At 64.7% G+C, this 18,810-nt stretch carries 19 protein-coding genes and 1 tRNA gene; 7 read left to right on the forward strand and 13 right to left on the reverse strand.

Annotation, left to right across the window (positions count from 1 at the left end):
* Nucleotides 1-128: 128 nt before the first annotated feature.
* From MRBLSP13_RS18330 to MRBLSP13_RS18360, 7 genes are all read right to left on the reverse strand, one after another.
* Nucleotides 129-383 (reverse strand): ATP synthase F1 subunit epsilon, encoded by a 255-nt coding sequence (locus MRBLSP13_RS18330; RefSeq protein WP_133652903.1) that lies wholly within the window; start codon nt 381-383, stop codon nt 129-131.
* A 55-nt stretch (nt 384-438) separates the two neighbouring features.
* Nucleotides 439-1,884, reverse strand: coding sequence for a F0F1 ATP synthase subunit beta (gene atpD, locus MRBLSP13_RS18335; RefSeq protein WP_363737226.1), 1,446 nt, complete (start codon nt 1,882-1,884; stop codon nt 439-441).
* Nucleotides 1,885-1,908: 24 nt separating this feature from the next.
* The gene (locus tag MRBLSP13_RS18340) at nt 1,909-2,229 is read right to left on the reverse strand and encodes a hypothetical protein (protein WP_363737225.1); all 321 of its coding nucleotides are present in this window, start codon (nt 2,227-2,229) and stop codon (nt 1,909-1,911) included.
* Nucleotides 2,230-2,241: 12 nt separating this feature from the next.
* The gene (locus tag MRBLSP13_RS18345; RefSeq protein ID WP_363755954.1) at nt 2,242-3,126 is read right to left on the reverse strand and encodes a F0F1 ATP synthase subunit gamma; all 885 of its coding nucleotides are present in this window, start codon (nt 3,124-3,126) and stop codon (nt 2,242-2,244) included.
* Nucleotides 3,127-3,240: 114 nt separating this feature from the next.
* Nucleotides 3,241-4,770, reverse strand: coding sequence for a F0F1 ATP synthase subunit alpha (atpA, locus tag MRBLSP13_RS18350; RefSeq protein ID WP_363737223.1), 1,530 nt, complete (start codon nt 4,768-4,770; stop codon nt 3,241-3,243).
* A 2-nt stretch (nt 4,771-4,772) separates the two neighbouring features.
* Nucleotides 4,773-5,327 carry a F0F1 ATP synthase subunit delta gene (locus MRBLSP13_RS18355; protein WP_133653031.1) on the reverse strand — a complete coding sequence of 185 codons (555 nt, stop codon included), beginning with the start codon at nt 5,325-5,327 and terminating at the stop codon, nt 4,773-4,775.
* A 217-nt stretch (nt 5,328-5,544) separates the two neighbouring features.
* Nucleotides 5,545-7,095, reverse strand: a complete 1,551-nt coding sequence (locus tag MRBLSP13_RS18360) for a S1C family serine protease (protein ID WP_363737222.1) — start codon at nt 7,093-7,095, stop codon at nt 5,545-5,547.
* 118 nt (nt 7,096-7,213) lie between these two features.
* Between MRBLSP13_RS18360 and ada the strand changes: the two genes are divergently transcribed.
* Nucleotides 7,214-8,272 (forward strand): bifunctional DNA-binding transcriptional regulator/O6-methylguanine-DNA methyltransferase Ada, encoded by a 1,059-nt coding sequence (ada, locus tag MRBLSP13_RS18365; RefSeq protein WP_363755956.1) that lies wholly within the window; start codon nt 7,214-7,216, stop codon nt 8,270-8,272.
* A gap of 34 nt (nt 8,273-8,306) precedes the next feature.
* Here the strand turns inward: ada and MRBLSP13_RS18370 are convergent, their stop codons facing one another.
* The 3 genes from MRBLSP13_RS18370 to MRBLSP13_RS18380 are packed head-to-tail and all read right to left on the reverse strand — an operon-like array spanning nt 8,307 to nt 11,355.
* Nucleotides 8,307-8,456 carry a DUF1289 domain-containing protein gene (locus tag MRBLSP13_RS18370; protein ID WP_363756038.1) on the reverse strand — a complete coding sequence of 50 codons (150 nt, stop codon included), beginning with the start codon at nt 8,454-8,456 and terminating at the stop codon, nt 8,307-8,309.
* A gap of 14 nt (nt 8,457-8,470) precedes the next feature.
* A complete protein-coding gene (locus tag MRBLSP13_RS18375) occupies nt 8,471-10,642 on the reverse strand; it encodes a primosomal protein N' (RefSeq protein WP_363755958.1) in 2,172 nt (723 codons plus the stop codon).
* Between the two features lie 47 nt (nt 10,643-10,689).
* Nucleotides 10,690-11,355: a DUF2490 domain-containing protein gene (locus MRBLSP13_RS18380; protein WP_363755960.1), complete on the reverse strand. Its 666-nt coding sequence runs from the start codon at nt 11,353-11,355 to the stop codon at nt 10,690-10,692.
* Between the two features lie 146 nt (nt 11,356-11,501).
* Here MRBLSP13_RS18380 and fsa point away from each other — a divergent pair, with 146 nt between their 5' ends.
* The 3 genes from fsa (at nt 11,502) to MRBLSP13_RS18395 (ending at nt 14,900) form a co-directional block, all read left to right on the forward strand.
* Nucleotides 11,502-12,155 carry a fructose-6-phosphate aldolase gene (fsa, locus tag MRBLSP13_RS18385; RefSeq protein WP_363755962.1) on the forward strand — a complete coding sequence of 218 codons (654 nt, stop codon included), beginning with the start codon at nt 11,502-11,504 and terminating at the stop codon, nt 12,153-12,155.
* 186 nt (nt 12,156-12,341) lie between these two features.
* Nucleotides 12,342-12,686 (forward strand): antibiotic biosynthesis monooxygenase family protein, encoded by a 345-nt coding sequence (locus MRBLSP13_RS18390; protein WP_363737216.1) that lies wholly within the window; start codon nt 12,342-12,344, stop codon nt 12,684-12,686.
* 192 nt (nt 12,687-12,878) lie between these two features.
* Entirely contained in the window at nt 12,879-14,900 is a 2,022-nt protein-coding gene (locus MRBLSP13_RS18395; RefSeq protein WP_363755964.1) for an acyltransferase family protein, read from the forward strand.
* Nucleotides 14,901-14,913: 13 nt separating this feature from the next.
* Here MRBLSP13_RS18395 and MRBLSP13_RS18400 read toward each other — a convergent pair.
* Nucleotides 14,914-14,990 (reverse strand) — tRNA-Arg (locus tag MRBLSP13_RS18400).
* 84 nt (nt 14,991-15,074) lie between these two features.
* Here MRBLSP13_RS18400 and MRBLSP13_RS18405 point away from each other — a divergent pair.
* On the forward strand, nt 15,075-15,794 hold the full coding sequence (locus MRBLSP13_RS18405; RefSeq protein ID WP_363755966.1) for a queuosine precursor transporter: 720 nt from the start codon (nt 15,075-15,077) through the stop codon (nt 15,792-15,794).
* Nucleotides 15,795-15,825: 31 nt separating this feature from the next.
* Here MRBLSP13_RS18405 and truA read toward each other — a convergent pair whose 3' ends face one another.
* Both truA and fmt read right to left on the reverse strand, forming a co-directional pair.
* Nucleotides 15,826-16,572, reverse strand: coding sequence for a tRNA pseudouridine(38-40) synthase TruA (gene truA, locus MRBLSP13_RS18410; RefSeq protein WP_363737213.1), 747 nt, complete (start codon nt 16,570-16,572; stop codon nt 15,826-15,828).
* A gap of 4 nt (nt 16,573-16,576) precedes the next feature.
* Nucleotides 16,577-17,485 carry a methionyl-tRNA formyltransferase gene (fmt, locus tag MRBLSP13_RS18415; RefSeq protein WP_363737212.1) on the reverse strand — a complete coding sequence of 303 codons (909 nt, stop codon included), beginning with the start codon at nt 17,483-17,485 and terminating at the stop codon, nt 16,577-16,579.
* A 124-nt stretch (nt 17,486-17,609) separates the two neighbouring features.
* Here fmt and recR point away from each other — a divergent pair, with 124 nt between their 5' ends.
* Together recR and def are read left to right on the forward strand one after the other, a co-directional pair.
* Nucleotides 17,610-18,206 (forward strand): recombination mediator RecR, encoded by a 597-nt coding sequence (gene recR / locus MRBLSP13_RS18420; RefSeq protein ID WP_133652959.1) that lies wholly within the window; start codon nt 17,610-17,612, stop codon nt 18,204-18,206.
* A 48-nt stretch (nt 18,207-18,254) separates the two neighbouring features.
* Nucleotides 18,255-18,785 (forward strand): peptide deformylase, encoded by a 531-nt coding sequence (def, locus tag MRBLSP13_RS18425; protein WP_363737211.1) that lies wholly within the window; start codon nt 18,255-18,257, stop codon nt 18,783-18,785.
* Nucleotides 18,786-18,810 lie beyond the last annotated feature (25 nt).

Raw genomic sequence — 18,810 nt, forward strand, 5'->3', positions numbered from 1 at the left:
CTTTGATAAATGCCTAATGGCGACGGGTCGTCTTGCCGGGCAAGGCAGGATGGAAACGCGCAAAAAAGAAGGGCCGCGCTCCGGATTGGAGCACGGCCCTTCTGTAGCATATGTCGCTGTGGCTGATGTCAGCCCGCATGCTCCGCAAGGACGGTCAGGCCCTTTTCGTTGACCTCGGCGAAGCCGCCGCGAACCGGAATGACCTCCGGTGCAGCGCCTGACGACGCGAAGATCTGAATCGCGCCGTCGCGAACGGTCGACATGAAGGGTGCATGGCCCTCCAGCACGCCGAAGTCGCCATCGGTGCCGGGGACGACCACCTGATAGACCTCTTCCGAGCGGACGAGCTTTTCCGGGGTCACGAGTTCGAAATGCAGTGCCATTCTTGGGAAGTCCTAAATCCCCTCCCATGAAGAGGGAGGGGGACATGAGCGTTGCTTAGGCGGCTTCGGCAGCCAGCTTCTTCGCCTTCTCGACGGCTTCGTCGATGCCGCCGACCATGTAGAAGGCGTTTTCAGGCAGATGGTCATATTCGCCTTCGACCACGGCCTTGAACGACTTCACCGTGTCCTCGATCTGGACGAACTTGCCCGAGATGCCGGTGAAGACTTCGGCGACGTGGAAGGGCTGCGACAGGAACTTCTGGATCTTGCGGGCGCGGGCGACGGTCAGCTTGTCCTCTTCGGACAGTTCGTCCATGCCCAGGATCGCGATGATGTCCTGAAGCGACTTGTACTTCTGCAGGATCGCCTGAACCGCCCGGGCGGTTTCATAATGTTCTTGCCCTACGACGCGGGGTTCCAGAACGCGGCTGGTCGAGTCCAGCGGGTCGACCGCCGGATAGATGCCCAGTTCCGAAATGGCGCGGTTGAGAACGGTGGTGGCGTCCAAGTGCGCGAACGAAGTCGCCGGTGCCGGGTCAGTCAAGTCGTCCGCGGGGACGTACACGGCCTGCACCGAGGTGATCGAACCCTTGTTGGTCGAGGTGATGCGCTCCTGAAGGGCGCCCATGTCGGTGGCGAGGGTTGGCTGATAGCCCACGGCCGAAGGGATACGGCCAAGCAGGGCCGACACTTCCGCGCCCGCCTGGGTGAAGCGGAAGATGTTGTCGACGAAGAACAGCACGTCCTGGCCTTCCTGGTCGCGGAAATATTCCGCGATGGTGAGGCCCGACAGGGCGACGCGGGCGCGGGCGCCCGGGGGCTCGTTCATCTGGCCATAGACCAGCGCCACCTTGGAGCCTTCGCTGATTGCGTTGCCGTCGGCGTCCTTGGCGATAACGCCGGCGTCGAGAAATTCGTGATAAAGGTCGTTGCCCTCGCGGGTACGCTCACCGACGCCCGCGAACACCGAGGTGCCACCATGGCCCTTGGCGATATTGTTGATCAGTTCCTGGATGAGCACGGTCTTGCCTACGCCCGCGCCACCGAACAGGCCGATCTTGCCGCCCTTCGCATAGGGGGCGAGAAGGTCGATGACCTTGATGCCGGTGACGAGGATCGACGCGTCGGTCGACTGGTCGACGAACTCGGGAGCCTTGGCGTGGATCGGGGCGGAGAGGGTGGTTTCCACCGGGCCGCGCTCGTCGATCGGCTCGCCGACGACGTTCAGGATGCGGCCGAGGGTGGCCGGGCCGACGGGAACGCGGATCTGCGCGCCGGTGTCGATGACTTCCTGACCGCGGGTCAGACCGTCGGTCGAGTCCATCGCGATGGTGCGGACGGTGTTCTCACCCAGATGCTGGGCGACTTCCAGAACGAGGCGCTGGCCGTTGTTGCTGGTTTCCAGCGCCGAGAGAATGAACGGCACCGCATCGGGGAAGGTCACGTCGACGACAGCGCCGATGACCTGCGAGATGCGGCCTACATTGTTGGTGGTTGCCATTGCTTCGTTTCCTTGCCTTCTTTGTCAGCGTGCCGGCAACCAGATGTCGCCGTGGTAAATTACATCAATTGAGCCATCGCCAAGCTCTTCAAGCTTTCGGCGCTTACCGGAAAATTTCACTCTCGCACCTTTGAATACGCAGCGGGCGATGATGTCTCCATCTTTATCGCTTCCATATTCAACGCACAAAACTTCTCTAAAAGTCGCTCCTACAGGCTGCTCCGGGTTGCAATTTGTATAGCCATCCAAATCTCTGCAGCCTCGAGATATCGCCAAGGCTGATCCCACTTCCTCAGCTGACGGTAGCGCGGTTGAACTTGCAGCCAAAAGAAGAGATAGCAGCATCAAACACCTTCTTTACAAGGCCTCGGCGCCCGAAATGATTTCGACGAGTTCGGTGGTGATCGCGGCCTGGCGGCTGCGGTTATACTGGATCGTCAGCTTGTTGATGAGGTCGCCGGCATTGCGGGTCGCATTGTCCATGGCCGTCATCGACGCGCCCTGTTCGGACGCATTGTTTTCCAGCAATGCCTTGAAAATCTGCACCGTGATGTTGCGCGGCAGCAGGTCGTCGAGGATCGCTTCCTCGCTCGGTTCATACTCCACCGTCGCGCCGATGGCGTTGCGGTCGGCGTCTTCGGGAATCTTGACCGGGATGATCTGCTGCTCGGTCGGGATCTGGGCGAGCGCCGACTTGAAGCGCGAGAAGAAGAGGTGCGCGACGTCGAACTTGCCGTTCAGATACATGTCGGTCAGCTCGTGCGCTATGGCTTCAGCCTGCGCATAGCCCGGCTCCTTGGCGCCCGTCGTGTCATATTGGGCGACGATCATGCCGGGGAAAGTGCGGTTGATGACCGGGCGACCCTTGCGACCGATGAGGTAGAAACGGACGGTCTTGCCCGCGTCGATCAGTTCTTGCGCCTTGGCGCGGGCGGCCTTGACGATATTCGCGTTGAACGCGCCGGCGAGGCCGCGGTCGGAGTTGGCGACGACCAGCAGATGCACGTCGTCCTTGCCGGTGCCGGCGAGCAGCGGGGAAGCGCCTTCGCCCGAACCGCCGGCGATCTTCGACGCGAGGCTGGCGACGACCGCTTCGAGGCGGCTGGAATAGGAGCGCGCAGCCTCAGCCGCGGCCTGCGCCTTGCGCAGCTTCGCGGCGGCGACCATCTGCTTCGCCTTGGTGATCTTCTGGGTCGATTTAACCGACCCGATACGGATCTTCAGTTCCTTGAGGCTGGCCATGTCCCGTCTCGTTCAATCCTGTTCCGTCATGCCAGCGCAGACTGGCATCTCACGCCCCCAGGTCGGACCTATCCGGCCTGAGACCCCAGCTTTCGCTGGGGTGACGGCTAAATATTAGGCGAAGGTCTTGCCGAAGCTGTCGAGCGCGGCCTTCAGCTTGGCCTTGGGCTCGTCACCCAGGTCCTTGCTGTCGCGGATCGCGGCCAGCACGTCGGCATGGTCGTGACGCAGATAGGCGAGCATCAGCTCTTCATAACGGGTCACGTCCTTGACGGGCACGCTGTCGAGATAGCCGTTGGTGCCAGCGAAGATTGACGCGGTCTGCTCTTCGAAGGGCAGGGGCGAGAACTGGGCCTGCTTGAGCAGCTCGGTCAGGCGAGCGCCGCGGTTCAGCAGCTTCTGGGTCGAAGCGTCGAGGTCCGAACCGAACTGGGCGAAGGCCGCCATTTCGCGATACTGGGCCAGCTCCAGCTTGATCGAGCCCGACACCTTCTTCATCGCCTTGGTCTGTGCGGCGGAACCGACGCGCGACACCGACAGGCCGACGTTGATGGCCGGACGGATGCCCTGATAGAAGAGGTTGGTTTCGAGGAAGATCTGGCCGTCGGTGATCGAGATCACGTTGGTCGGGATATAGGCCGACACGTCGCCCGCCTGAGTCTCGATGATCGGCAGCGCGGTCAGTGAGCCATTGCCATTGGCGTCGTTCATCTTCGCAGCGCGCTCCAGCAGGCGGCTGTGGAGATAGAAGACGTCGCCGGGATAGGCTTCGCGGCCCGGAGGACGGCGCAGCAGCAGCGACATCTGGCGATAGGCGACGGCCTGCTTGGAAAGGTCGTCATAGACGATCACGGCATGCATGCCGTTGTCGCGGAAAAATTCGCCCATGGTGACGCCGGTATAGGGCGCCAGATACTGGAGCGGAGCGGGTTCCGAAGCGGTCGCGGCGACGACGATGGAATATTCCATCGCGCCATTTTCTTCGAGCTGCTTCACGATCTGCGCGACGGTCGAGCGCTTCTGGCCGACCGCGACGTAGATGCAATAGAGCTTCTTGCTCTCATCGTCGCCCGCGTTGATGCCCTTCTGGTTGATGAAGGTATCGATCGCGACGGCGGTCTTGCCGGTCTGGCGGTCGCCGATGATCAGCTCGCGCTGGCCACGGCCGACGGGGACGAGGGCGTCGATCGCCTTCAGGCCGGTCTGCACGGGTTCGTGCACCGATTTGCGGGGGATGATGCCGGGCGCCTTGACTTCAACGCGCTTGCGTTCGGTGTACTGGATCGGGCCCTTGCCATCGATCGGGTTGCCGAGGCCGTCGACCACGCGGCCGAGCAGGCCCTTGCCCACGGGAACGTCCACGATGGTGCCGGTGCGCTTGACGGTGTCGCCTTCCTTGATCTCGGCGTCCGAGCCGAAGATCACGACGCCGACATTGTCGGCTTCGAGGTTGAGCGCCATGCCCTGCACGCCATTGGCGAACTCGACCATTTCGCCCGCCTGGACGTTGTCGAGGCCATGGACGCGGGCGATGCCGTCACCCACGGTCAGCACGGAACCGACTTCGCTCACCTGCGCTTCGGTGCCGAAATTGGCGATCTGGTCCTTGATGACCTTCGAAATTTCTGCGGCGTTGATATCCATGTTCAGCCTTTCATCGCCAAAGCGAGACTATTCAAACGGGTGCGGATGGAGGAATCGATCATCTGGCTGCCGATCTTGACGACCAGCCCCCCCAGGATCGCGGGATCGACCTTGGCATCGAGCGCGACGTCGCGGCCGACGCGGGCGCGAAGGCCCTGCTGCAGGGCGCTGACCTGTCCGGCGTCGAGCGGATGGGCGCTCGTCACTTCGGCGCGAACCTCGCCCTTGTGATTCGACAGCAGCGTTTCATAGGCGCGGATGATTGCGGGCAGCTGGGAAAGGCGGCGGTTCTGGGCCAGCACGCCCAGGAAATTCGTGGTCAGCGCGTCGAGACCCATGGAGGATGCGACCGCGGCGATTGTCTTGCCTGCTGCGTCACGGCTGAGGACGGGGTTGTTCACCAGACCCTTGAAATCGGCCGATTCGGCCAGGGCCGCCTTGAGCGCAGCCAAGCTCGCCGCGACGGTGTCGAGCGTCTTGCCGTCGCGGGCCAGATCGAACAGCGCCACCGCATAGCGGCCGCTGAGGCTGGCCTGAATACCGCCGGTCGTCTCCACGCGCTTACCGTCCTCCACTTGATTCCAGGCAATTTGAATTGCCGGTCATGCAAAAAGGGGGCCCGGTCTGTCCGTCCCGATCCCCTGTTGGGGGGCCGGTTAGCAGTGGGATTGTGACTATGCAAGCCATGGAACGCGATTCGACCGTCAGTATGAAATCATCGCGATTTGACAGGGTTTCAATATGGGCCGAATCGTTGACCGGCTGCGGCGGGCGTCACCCTTCGCCCGGGGTGAGCCGACCCTTTTGGCAATGGTAGACGATCCGTTCATTGGGCTGGGCCGGAAGCAGGGCGGCAAGATCATTCTGCAGACTTGCGATTTTTCCCAGCAGGGCAGGATCGCCCGCGCACCCCTTGATCGCGCCGCCGCCTAGTGCGCGGGCCTTCGCCATGGTATCGATGTCTGGCAGCCAGCGCTGGACCCGGAGCGTGCCCGTCGCAGGATCGAAGCGGCTGACGGTCACGAAATTATGATCATCGGGCACGGATGCGCGCTGCCATCCTGTGCCGGAGGAAACATATTGGGTGTTTCCGTCGACGCACCCGCCCTCGGCCCAGTGGAACCCGATGTCATTGGGCTGGGATATGGTAAGCCGGCTGCGGTTCATGTCCACCCGGCAGATATTGTCGCCCGCCCAGGCATAGGCGCCGTTGCCGTTGACGCCCGCATCCTCCGGAAGTTTGATGCGCTCCTCTATGCTGGAGAAGCTGGGCTTCAGGAAAAACAGCCCGATTGCCGCGAACAGCAGGATGCCGCCGCCGGCCAGCCACCAGGTCGCGCGCTTTTCCCGTCCCTGGCTGTAGAGCAGGCCGCCCGCGCCCAGCCCGAGCACCGCCAGCGCCAGCAGCACGGCGGCGCCCGCCATGGCGTTCTCCCGCGCGGAGATGACGTCGCGTTCGGCTGTGTCGCGCGCCTTGTTCAGCGCCGCTTCGCGGGCGTCCGCGCGGGCGCGTTCGGATTGCTCGCTCCGGGCTTGCTCCCGCTGGGTCAGGGAGGATTCGGCGGCGTCCGCCTCCGCCATCGAACGGCAGGGAACGATCGTGTGCAGCGACGATACGCCCGCCTGCCGCAGGAAGGAGGCGATTTCGCGCCACGACACGGCGAATCCGAATTCCGCATCATTGCCGTCGGAGACAGACCCGAAGCTGTTGACGCCCAGCACCCGGCCGCAATCATCGATCAGCGGTCCGCCGCTGTTGCCGGCGGCCAGGGGCGCGGTGTGCAGCACCGTGTCGAAATTCTGGCTGGCCCGGCCGGAGGAAACATTGCCGCTGGTCTTCACCGTGCCGAGCGGTTCCACCAACTGCTTGAGGCCCAGCCCCTGCGCCCGGTCGACCGTGCCCGGATAGCCGATGGCGGTCACATGCTGCCCGTCGCTCACCGCTCCGGCATAGAAGGTGCTGACCGGCAGATGGCCTTCCTCCAGCTGGATCAGCGCAAGGTCGTTGCCGGGCGAGAAGGCGATGATCTTGCCGCCATAGGTCTTGGTTCCCTCCGAAGGGATGACGCCGATGACGAGATCCTTTTCCTCGCGCGTCAGTTCGACGACATGGGCGTTGGTGATGATCTTGTCCGGCGCGACGGCAAAGCCGCTGCCGTGGCCCACGAAATAGGCGTCGGAACCGTTGGTCGCCACCAGCACGACGCGGACCACGCCGCGGGCAGCGGCGGCAATGTCCTGCTGTTCGGCATGCACGCCGGTCGGTCCGGCAAGAGCCAGCAGGGCGGCCAGGAAGGGGGCGAGGCGACGGAATGATGCGACCATGACTGGCGGCATTCATATGCGATGGCGGGATAGAGGCAATGCGCAAAAAGCGCAGAAACCGCTTTTTGACCGCAAGCGGCAGGAAGCCTGATGCGTTCGGGCGGGCTATCTCTTATCCATGACCGAGATGAGACAGATCGAAGCCCAGATCCATGCCGTGCCTGACGCCGACGCCTGCTGGGACGCGTTTTTACGCCGCGATCGCAGCTTTGACGGGCGGTTCGTGGGAGCGGTGCTGACCACCGGCATCTATTGCAAGCCCAGTTGTGCCGCGCGGCATCCGCGGCGGGAGAACATGATCTTCCTGGCCGACCCGGAGGCAGCGCGGGCGGCGGGTTTCCGCGCTTGCCTGCGCTGCCGCCCTGATGAAGTGGGACGCGATCGGCTGGCGGTGGAGGCGGCCGTCACCTTCATCGCCGCAGCCGAAACCCCGCCTTCGCTGGAGGCGGTGGCGGCGCATGCGGGCTATTCGCCGCATCATTTCCACCGGCTGTTCAGGCGGGAAACGGGAATGACGCCGGCTGCTTACGCCCGCTCGCTGCGCACCGAGCGGTTGAAAAGCGCGCTGGAGGATGGCGGCAGCGTCACCGGCGCCATCTATGAAGCGGGCTATAATGCCCCTAGCCGCGCCTATGCCGATGCGGAGCGGCACCTGGGCATGACGCCCAGCGCCTGGAAGCATGGCGGCCGGGGCGTGGCGATTCGCCATGCGGTGGTGCAGACCAGCCTGGGGAGAGTGCTGGTCGCCGGCACGGAGCGGGGATTGTGCCGGATCAGTTTCGATGAAGATGAGGCGGACTTGCGCCGCCGCTTTCCCAAGGCGGAAATCCTGCCCGCCGACGAGGCGTTTTCGGCGCTGGCAGCCCAGCTTGTCCGGCTGATCGACGCGCCTGCCGAGTCGCTGGAATTGCCGATCGACGTCAGCGGCACGGCGTTTCAGCAGGCGGTATGGGCGGCGTTGCGGGCGATTCCGCCGGGGGAGACGCGCACCTATGGCGAAATCGCGGCGGCCATCGGCAGGCCAGGTGCAGTGCGGGCTGCCGGGACGGCCTGCGGCGACAATGTTCTTGCCGTGTTGATCCCCTGCCATCGAGTGTTGCGGAGCGACGGGAGCCTGGGCGGCTACGCCTATGGGGTGGAGCGCAAGAAGAAGTTGCTGGAGAGGGAGAAGGGCTGAGTATCGGCGCGCTCCGGCGCAGGATCATCGGGCTTCAGCGGTCCTTCAACCGCTCCATGATCGCGCGGCGCTGGGCTTTGCTCATGCCCGCCCAGCGCTGGATTTCGTCCGTTGTCCGGCCGCAGCCGGTGCAGACGCGCCGGGCCTTGTCCAGCTTGCAGATGTTGACGCAGGGACTTTCTATGGTGTCTCAGGCCATCACATGAAGTTGTAGGGATCGACGTCCACCGCGACCCGCGTCCCGGATTTCCAGGTCAGATTGCCCAGCCATTCGCGAATGGCGCCTTGCACGTCGACCTGCCGCGTGGCGTGGATCAGCAGGCGGTGGCGATGGCGCCCACGCAGCACCGACAAGGGAGCCGGGGCGGGGCCATAGACGCGCATCCCGTCGATCAGGGGCGCTGACTTGCCGATCAACCGGGCGATCTCGGCGGCTTCGTCCGCCTCCTCGCTGGAGACGATGATCGCGGCGAAGCGGCCGAAGGGCGGGGCATTGGCGTGGCGGCGATTCTTTGTCTCCACCTCGTAGAAGCGCTCCGAATCGCCGGCGATCAGGGCCTTGATCACCTCCGCCTCCGGCATCCGGGTCTGGATGAAGACGCGGCCTGGTTTCTGCCCGCGCCCGGCCCGTCCCGCCACCTGCACGATCTGCTGGAAGGTGCGCTCCGACGCGCGCAGGTCGCCACCCTCCAGCCCCAGATCGGCGTCGATCACCCCCACAAGCGTCAGGTTCGGGAAATGATAGCCCTTGGTGACGAGCTGCGTGCCGATGATGATGTCGACGGCGCCTGCCTCCACTGATTTCACGAATTCAGCCACCTTGGCGGGCGACCAGAGCGTGTCGGAGGTGACGATGGCGGTGCGGGCGTTGGGCCACAGCGCCTTCACCTCGTCCGCGATGCGCTCGACCCCCGGCCCGCAGGCGACGAGCGAATCCTCCTCCTTGCATTCCGGGCAGAAGCGCGGGGCGGGGATGACATGGCCGCAATGATGGCAGGCCAGCCGGTGGGTCAGCCGGTGCTCGACCATCCAGGCGGTGCAATTGGGGCACTGGAAGCGATAGCCGCAATGGCGACAGAGCGTCAGCGGCGCATAGCCCCGGCGGTTGAGGAAAAGCAGGCTCTGCTCGCCCTTCTCCATGGTCTCGTCAATGGCGCGGACCAGCGGCGGGGCGATCCAGCGGCCGCGCTCCGGCGGATCGGTGAGCAGGTTGATGCCCTCTATCTCCGGCATGGCCGCGCCGCCGAAGCGGGATGGCAGTTTGATCTCGCGATAGCGGCCGAGTTCCACCTGATGTCGCGTTTCTATGGCGGGCGTCGCGGAAGCGAGGATGACCGGGAATTTCTCGATGAGGCCGCGCATCACCGCCACGTCGCGGGCGTGATAATGAACGCCATCCTCCTGTTTGAAGCTCGCCTCATGCGCTTCATCGACGACGATCAGGCCCAGATTGGGGTAGGGCAGGAACAGCGCCGAGCGGGCGCCGACCACGACCGACGCCTCGCCAGCCGCAATGGCTCGCCAGGCGCGGCGCCGCTCGCTCTGGCGCAGGCCGCTGTGCCAGTTGACCGGTACGGTGCCGAAGCGCTTTTCGAAGCGCTCCAGAAAAGGTTCGGTCAGCGCGATTTCGGGCAGCAGCACCAGCACCTGCCGACCCTCCCTCATCGTCGCGGCCATGGCCTCGAAATAGACCTCCGTCTTGCCCGAACCGGTCACGCCGTCGAGCAGGAAGGGAGCGAAGGCCCGGTCCCTGACTGCCGCGATGAACTGGTCGGCGGCGGCGCCCTGCTTGTCCGACAGCAGCGGCGGGGCGTGATCGGGATCGGGCATGGGGAAGGGCGTGTCGACGCTCACCTCCACCGCTTCGAAGGCACCGGCCTTTACCAATCCGCGAATCACCGCGTCGCTGACTCCGCCGATCATCGCCAGTTCGCGGATCAGCCCCTGCCGTTCGCCGATGCGTTCCATCGCCTGGGCACGCTGTTCGGTCATGCGGTCGGGAAGGTCGCCCGTGGCGCGATATTCGATGACGGTGCGCGCGCCCTCCAGCGCCGCCATCGAGGCCAGCGTCATGCGCAGGACGGCGGCGATGGGGGCGAGATAATAATCCGCCGTCCATTCGATCAGGCGGCGCACGGTTTCGGGCACGGGCGGCGCGTCGACGACCGCCATGATATTGCGCAGGCGATTGTCGCCCACCGTCTCTATCTCGGGGAAGCTGTCCTCTTCCCACACGACGCCGACGATCTGGCGCGGCCCCAGCGGCGCCACGACGATGCTGCCCGGCCTCACGGCCATCCCGTGCGGCACGCGATAGTCGAGGGGCCCCAGGGCGGCGTTCAGCAGGATGACACGGGCGCGCGAACTCATTGCCTCCTCCCTAAACTGCCGGGCAGGGGAGGCAAGGCCAAGAAGCGTCAGATCTTCCAGCTCAATGTCAGCCAGGGGATATGCGCCACCGCATCTGGGCGGCCGTCGCGAAAGCTCTGCTGCCGCATGTAGAGCAGTTGCGCGTCGAGCGCCCTGGTGATCGGATGGCGCAGGCCAATCTGGTTGCGCATGACGGCAAGGCCCAGCTTGTCATTGGGACGGGCGCGGTTCAGGTGGAACATCAACTCGGTTGCTGCGATCAGCGTCCACCGCTTCGCCCTATCCAGCGGCACCGAAGCCTGCACCCGTTGCCGCAGCCGCCAGCTCGCCCTGTCCGCCGTATCGAAAAAGCGCTGCTCGATGCGGGTGCGGGACAGCCAAATGCCCCTGGTCAGCGTCAACTGCTGGAACAGCCGCATTTCCTGCTCCGGGTCGGACCGGAAGAAGGCGATGCCGCCACCGATCTGCACCGCCTTTGCAATGCGGTGGTCGATCGTGATGCGCGCAGTCTGCTGCTCGCCACCGGAGGAGGCCTCGCGGAAACGTTGGCTGAGGTCGAGCGACACGATGTCCGCGTCGCTTGCCTGGACGACCAGCGATTCGCTCGTCCAGAACTGATTTTCCTGGCTGGCGGCAAGGGCGGGCGAGGCGGCCAGAAGGCCGGCAGAGATCAGCGCGTCCAATATGTGGCGGGGACGCAGGCGGCGGAGCATGGATCGGTCCTTTGGAAAGGCGCCGCCGTCATAATGGTGCGCGGGGCGCCCGGTAAAGGGCCAGTCGTCGGCAATAATGGCTAATCCATCAGGGAGCCGCTAAAGGGGACGCGATTCGAACCTTTCCCCTCCGCTGGAGCAGATCCATGAAGTTCTTCGTTGACACCGCCGACACCAATGAAATCCGCGAACTGGCCGCTACCGGCCTGCTCGACGGCGTCACCACCAACCCCTCGCTGATCCACAAGTCGGGCCGCAAGTTCCTGGAAGTGGTGGAGGAAATCTGCGGCATCGTCCAAGGCCCGGTGTCGGCAGAGGTCGTCGCGCTCGACCATGAGACGATGATGAAGGAAGCCGCCGTCCTGCGGAAGATCGCCGACAATGTCTGCATCAAGGTGCCGCTGACCATCGATGGCCTCAAGACCTGCAAGGCGCTGACCAGCGAGGGCGTGATGGTGAACGTCACCCTCTGCTTCTCGGCGAATCAGGCGCTGCTGGCGGCCAAGGCGGGCGCAAGCTTCATCTCGCCCTTCGTAGGGCGCCATGACGACAATGGCTTTGACGGCATGAAGCTGATCGAGGATATCCGCCTGATCTACGACAATTACGCGTTCGACACGGAAATCCTGGTGGCCAGCGTGCGCCACCCGATCCATGTGCTGGAAAGCGCGAAGATCGGTGCCGACGTGATGACCGCGCCTCCGTCCGTTATCAAGGCGCTGTTCAACCATGTGCTGACCGAGAAGGGCATTGCGGGTTTCCTGGCGGATTGGGAGAAGACCGGCCAGTCGGTTCTCTGATGTTCCAAGGATAGGCGTCGGGGAATGGCGGGTTCCTGCGAAGGCGGGAGCCCGTCCCTGCCGTCTGGACCGTGCCGGCGCGCCACTGGTCTCCTTCCAGCGGCTTTGCAGGGACACGGCGCTTTGCTCTTTTTCGTCGCAACTCCCCGCCGCGCAGTTCATTCTCTCCCCTGAAGGAGAGAGGCGATGTTCGTCGCGGTCTATTGGTGGCGCGTCCACCCCGGCAAGGAGGATCAGTTCCGCAAGGCATGGCGCCGGGGAACCGACCTGATCCGCGAGAAATATGGCAGCTATGGTTCGCGCCTGCATCGCGATGCGGATGGACGGTTCGTCGGCTATGCCGAATGGCCCGACGAGGCGACCTGGCGCACGGCCTTCGATCAAAAGATGGTCTATGACGATCCCGAAACCCGCGCCGCCTTCGTCGATGCCATAGCTGAAGTGCCGCCCGACGCCGATCCCATCTTCACCATGACGGTGACCGACGACTTGCTGTTGCGTTCGATGGGAGGGCGCGGCAGCAGCGACTGACCGATCGGTCAAGGACCCACCCCTTGCGCGCTCCTCCCTGCGCCTTCCAGCCAGCCTGCTAACACCTATGATCTTGGGGACTGTCCCGATGCGCCGATGCGCCGGGCGATACAGGCTCTATCACCATGAGCGCCTGCCAAATCCCTGGAAAAGAGGAGGGAAAGCATCGCTGCCAGTGCTTCCTGTCCGGTCTTGCCGGTTTCGTCCGCGACGGACGCCAGGCCATCCCTGGCCTATCGTCGCGATATCGACGGGCTGCGCGCTTTGGCGGTGCTGCCGGTGCTGTTCTATCATGTCCGACTTTGGCCCTTTACCGGGGGTTTCGTTGGGGTCGACATCTTCTTTGTCATCTCCGGCTATCTGATCGCCACGATCATCAGCCGGGAAATGACGGAAGGCCGGTTCAGCCTGACCGATTTCTATGCGCGGCGCATCCGCCGCATATTTCCCGCGCTGTTCGCGACCATCGCGGTCACCATCCTGGTCGGCAGCCAGATCCTGCTGCCGCTTGATTATCGCGCTCTTGGCCTGAGCGCCGCAGCGACGGTGCTTTTCGCCAGCAACCTGCATTTTGCCCGGCACAGCGGCTATTTCGGCAGCGCGGCGGAGGAGGCGCCGCTGCTGCACACATGGTCGCTGGCGGTGGAGGAGCAATTCTATATCCTCTTCCCGCTCCTGATGCTCTGCGCCTTTCGGGCGGGAGGGCGCAGCCGGCTGTTGCTGGCGATGATGGCGCTCCTGTCCTTCGCGACGGCGCTGCTTTTGGTCGATCGTGCGCCCGTGCTGGCCTTCTACCTTCCCTTTCCCCGCGCCTGGGAATTGCTGGCGGGGGCGTTGCTGGCGATGGGCCTGTTGCCGCCGCTGCGGAGGAGATGGGCGGCGCAGCTTTGCGCGCTGGCCGGCGTGGCGTCGATCGGCTGGGCGTTGTTCGGCTTTTCCAGCGCAACGGTCTTTCCGGGGCTGAACGCGCTTTATCCCGTGCTCGGCGCATTGCTGATCCTGCATGCGGGGCAGAGCGGATCGGCGATCAGCCAGGTGCTGGGCGGCGCGGTGCCCGTAGCCATCGGCCGCATATCCTATTCGCTCTATCTGTGGCACTGGCCGATCGTCGTCTTCTGGACCTATCGCACCGACGGGGACTGGCGCTTGCGGGAGCAGTTGCTCGTCATCCTGCTTTCTTTCCTCTTTGCCTTTCTGTCCTGGCGTTTCATCGAGGAGCCGTTCCGCCGGGCGCGCCGCTTCACGAACGGCCGCGCCTTTGCGCTGGCTGGCGCGATGATGGCGGCGGGGTGCGGAGCGGGAGCGCTGCTCTATCTTTCGGGCGGCTTGCCCGCGCGGGTGGCGCCGTCCGTCGCTGCGCTCGACGCAGCGAGCGGGAGCATGGCCTACCTGCCCGAGCGCTGTTCGGGCATGGCGGCGGTCCGGCACCGGACGCTCTGTGCGGTGGGCGCGCATAATGGCACGGCGCCCAGCTTCCTGCTGTGGGGCGATTCTCACGCCCATGCGCTGAAACCCGCATTCGATCAGGCGGGCGATGCGCTGGGCCTGTCCGGACGGATCGCATCCTACCCCGCCTGCCCCACCCTGCTGGGGCTGGACCGGCTCGACCAGCCTGCCAGCCATGATTGCAGCGCGTTCAATGCGCAGGTTCTGGCAATGCTGCGCGACAGCCCGACCATCCACACCATATTCCTTGTGTCCCGCTGGGGCCTGTGCGCAGATGGACGTCGCCCGGAAGGCGGGATGCCCTGCTATCTTGGTCGGGACGAGAATGACGACAGGAGCCTCAGCCGGGATGCCCAGCTGTTCCGGGCGGGGCTGGAGGAGAGCGTGCGTGTGCTGACCGGCATGGGCAAGCGGGTCATATTGGTCGCCCCGGTTCCGGAATTCCGCCGCAATGTACCGGAAAGCCTGGCGCGGGCCGAACTCTACAGCGAACCGGCGGGGCTGGACCTGCCCCTGGCGGATTATCTGCGGCGTCAGCGCAGCGTTTTCGGCGCCTTCGACGCGATGCGGCGGCGTTTCGCGGTCAGCATCGTCTATCCGCACCGTCTTCTCTGCCGCAGCGGCCATTGCGCGACCATGATGCATGGCGTGCCGCTTTATTCCGATGACGACCATCTGTCGCGGCAAGGCAGCCTGTTGCTGACAGGCATGATCCATGAAGCGATGCGGCCGATCCGGGATGGGGCCGATCGCCGCGAAAAGCGGTGAAGCAAAGGGGAATTGGCGACCCCGACAGGATTCGAACCTGTGACCATTCGCTTAGAAGGCGAATGCTCTATCCAGCTGAGCTACGGGGCCGTTGGCGCGTTCGATAGCGGCCCTTCGCCCCGCTTGCAATCATGGGCGATTGCATTTGCGCGCGCGCCCGATATGCAGGAGCGCATGACCGACAAGGGGGTAAGGAAAATCGATGCCTATGCGCTGGGTGCGCGGCCCTTGCGCTATTTCGATTTCTGCATGGCTGGTTTCGTCGCGATCCTGCTGCTGTCCAACCTGATTGGCGCGGCGAAGCTGTCGACCGTGGGCGGCTTCACCTTTGGCGCCGGCATCCTCTTCTTTCCGCTCGGCTATGTGCTGGGCGACGTATTGACGGAAGTCTATGGCTATGCGCGGGCGCGGCGCTGCGTCTGGGCTGGCTTTGGCGCGATGCTGTTCATGGCGCTGATGAGCTGGGTGGTGGTGCAGTTGCCCCCGGCGGAGGGATGGCCGGACCAGAAGGCCTATGAGGCCGTCTTTGGCAGCACATGGCGCATCGTCTTCGCCTCCGTCACCGCCTTCTGGGCGGGGGAGTTCGCCAACAGCTTCGTCCTCGCCAAGATGAAGCTGCTGACGCAGGGCAGGCATCTCTGGATGCGGACCATCGGATCGACCATCGTGGGGCAGGGAGTGGACAGCCTGCTCTTCTATCCGCTCGCCTTCTACGGCAACTGGACCCACGGACAGGTGGCGACGGTGATGGTCACGAACTGGTTGATGAAGGTCACATGGGAAGCCGTGCTGACGCCCGTCACCTATGTCGTGGTCGACCGCCTCAAGCGCGCCGAGGGGCTGGACGTGTTCGACGAGGGCACGAATTTCACGCCGTTCCGGACCAGCCTGTGACGCATCCCGCTGCCGCCTGAGCCGGCGCGTCTCAATCGTCCGGATAACGCGCGCTTACGAAATACAGCCCGTCCGGCGGTGCATTGAGCCCCAGGGCCGCCCGGTCCTTCGCGTCCCGTGCCGCCTCCATGTCCGCCGCCGACCAGCGCCCCATGCCCACCATGGCAAGGCATCCCACCATCGACCGCACCTGATGGTGGAGGAAGGATCGCGCCTCCGCATGAATGGCCAGCCGGTCGCCCGAACGCTCCACGTCCAGTCGGTCCAGCGTCTTTACCGGGCTTTCCGCCTGGCAATGGACCGAGCGGAAAGTGGTGAAGTCGTGCCGCCCGACCAGCAGTTGCGCGGCCTGCTGCATCGCCTCCGCATCCAGTGGCTGGATCACGCGCCAGACCAGCCCATCTTCCCAGGTCAGCGGTGCGCGGCGGTTGGCGATGCGATAGACATAGGATCGGCCGTTGCAGGAAAAGCGCGCATGCCAATCATCCGGCACGGTCTTGCAGGCCAGGATCGCGACCGGCGCCGGGCGGAGCAGCGCGTTCAGCGCCTCCATCAGGCGGAAGGGCGTCATGTCCTTCGCAATGTCGGCATGGGCGCGCATGGCAAGGCCATGGACGCCCGCGTCGGTGCGGCCCGCCGCATGGACGGCGACCCGTTCGCCCGTGACGGCGAAGATCGCATCCTCAATCGCCTGCTGTACGCTCGGCCCATGGGCCTGCCGCTGCCAGCCCATGAAGGGGCGGCCGTCAAATTCGACAGTGAAGGCGAAACGGGCCATGGGGTCAGGCGTCGACCCGGCTGCCGGCGGGCATGTCAAAGCCGCGCAGCAATTCACCCGCCGACATGGCGCCCTTGCCCGCGCGCTGGATCGCTGCCGGGCGGATACTGCCATGGCCGCAGCCGATGAGCAGGCTGTTGTCGAGCAATTCGCCCGCCGGGCCTTCATCCTCCTCGACATGGGCGGCGAGGATACGGAAGCGCTCTCCGCGATATTCGAAGAAGGCGCCGGGCGCCGGGTTGAAGGCGCGCACCTGCCGTTCGACCTGACGCGCGTCGCGGCTGAAATCGATCCGCGATTCCGCCTTGTCGATCTTGGTAGCGTAGGTGACGCCTTCCTCCGGCTGGGCGACGGGCGGATGGAGGGCGATGTCGTCCAGCACCTCGACCATCAGCTCCGCGCCTGCATCGGCCAGTTCCTGCGTCAGCGCGCCGGCGGTCTTGTCCTCTATCGGCGTGACATGCTTGGCGCGCATCGGGCCGGTGTCCAGCCCTGCCTCCATGTCCATGATGGTGACCCCGGTGACATTGTCGCCAGCGAGGATGGCGCGCTGGATCGGCGCCGCGCCGCGCCAGCGGGGCAGGAGAGATGCGTGGATGTTCATGCAGCCGAAGCGCGGAGCATCCAGGACCGGGCGCGGCAGGATCAACCCATAGGCGGCGACCACCGCCACATCGGCGTCCAGTGCGGCGAAGGCGGCCTGCACTTCTGCATCCTTCAGCGAAACGGGCGTGCGCACTTCTATGCCCATTTCCTGCGCCATCGCGTGGACGGGTGAGGGGCGCAGCGCCTTGCCGCGCCCCGCCGGTCGGGGCGGCTGGCTGTAGGCCGCAACGATCTCATGCCCGGCCTTTGCCAGGGCGGCCAGAGCCGGCACGGCGAAATCGGGGGTTCCCATATAAACGATGCGCATGGCGGGCCTTTTGCTCGGTTTCGGCACGTTGAGGTGCCGCATCTGAAACGCGCCGGAGGCGTATTTACGAAGACGCCTCTCAAACCCCTTGTATCCACGACTTGCAAGCCCTTATTCCGGTCCCATGGCTTCTCCCGAAATCGAAGCGTTGACGCATGCGCTCTCCCGCCTGCCCGGCCTTGGCCCGCGTTCGGCGCGACGTGCCGTGCTGCACCTGCTGAAGAAGCGGGAATCCGCGCTGGAGCCGCTGCTGCGCGCGCTGGACGCGGTAAACGATCGGCTGGTGACGTGCAGCCTGTGCGGTAATGTCGACACGGTCGATCCCTGCGGTATCTGCGCCGATCCGCGCCGGGATGCGCGGGCGCTTTGTGTTGTGGAGGATGTGGCGGACCTCTGGGCGCTCGACAAGTCCCGGCTGTTTCCGGGACGCTTCCATGTGCTGGGCGGACGGCTGTCTGCGCTGGAGGGCGTGCGGCCGGAGGACCTGTCCATCGACGCGCTGGTGGCGCGGGTGGAGGCGGGCGGCATAGACGAGGTGGTGCTGGCGATGAATGCGACGCTGGAGGGGCAGACCACCGCCCATTATCTGGCCGAACGGCTGGAGCGCTTTCCCGTGCGCCTCACGCAGCTGGCTCATGGCGTGCCGGTGGGCGGGGAACTGGACTATCTGGACGAGGGGACATTGGCCCAGGCGCTGAGGGCCCGTCGTCCCATCGGGTGAATATGGCGATCGCTTGAAATTTTCCGGCCGGCCGTTTATTTTGGTGCCATGGCCATTCTTCCCATCCTGGAGGCGCCCGATCCGCGCCTGCGTACCATCTCGTCTCCGGTGGAGGCGATCGATGACGATTTGCAGCGTCTGATCGATGACATGTTGGAGACCATGTACGACGCGCCCGGCATCGGTCTGGCGGCGATCCAGGTGGGCGTGCCCAAGCGGGTGCTGGTGATCGACCTGCAGGAACCCGAATCCGATGAGGAAGGGGCGCCGCCGGTCAGGAAACCGATGGTGTTCATCAATCCGGAAATCCTGGAGGGGTCGGAGGATCTGTCGGTCTATAATGAAGGCTGCCTGTCCGTCCCCGACCAGTTCGCGGAAGTGGAACGGCCGGCCAGCATCCGGGCAAGCTGGATGGACCGGGATGGACGCATCCACGAGGAACGGCTGGAGGGATTGCTCGCCACCTGCCTCCAGCACGAGATGGATCATCTGCAGGGCGTGTTGTTCATCGACCATCTGTCCCGGTTGAAGCGGGACATGCTGATGAAGAAGCTGACCAAGGCCCGCAAGGCGGCCTGATCCTTGTGGTGGAGCTGAAACCAGC

The sequence above is a fragment of the Sphingobium sp. LSP13-1-1.1 genome, assembly GCF_040676415.1.
Classification (GTDB): Bacteria; Pseudomonadota; Alphaproteobacteria; order Sphingomonadales; family Sphingomonadaceae; genus Sphingobium.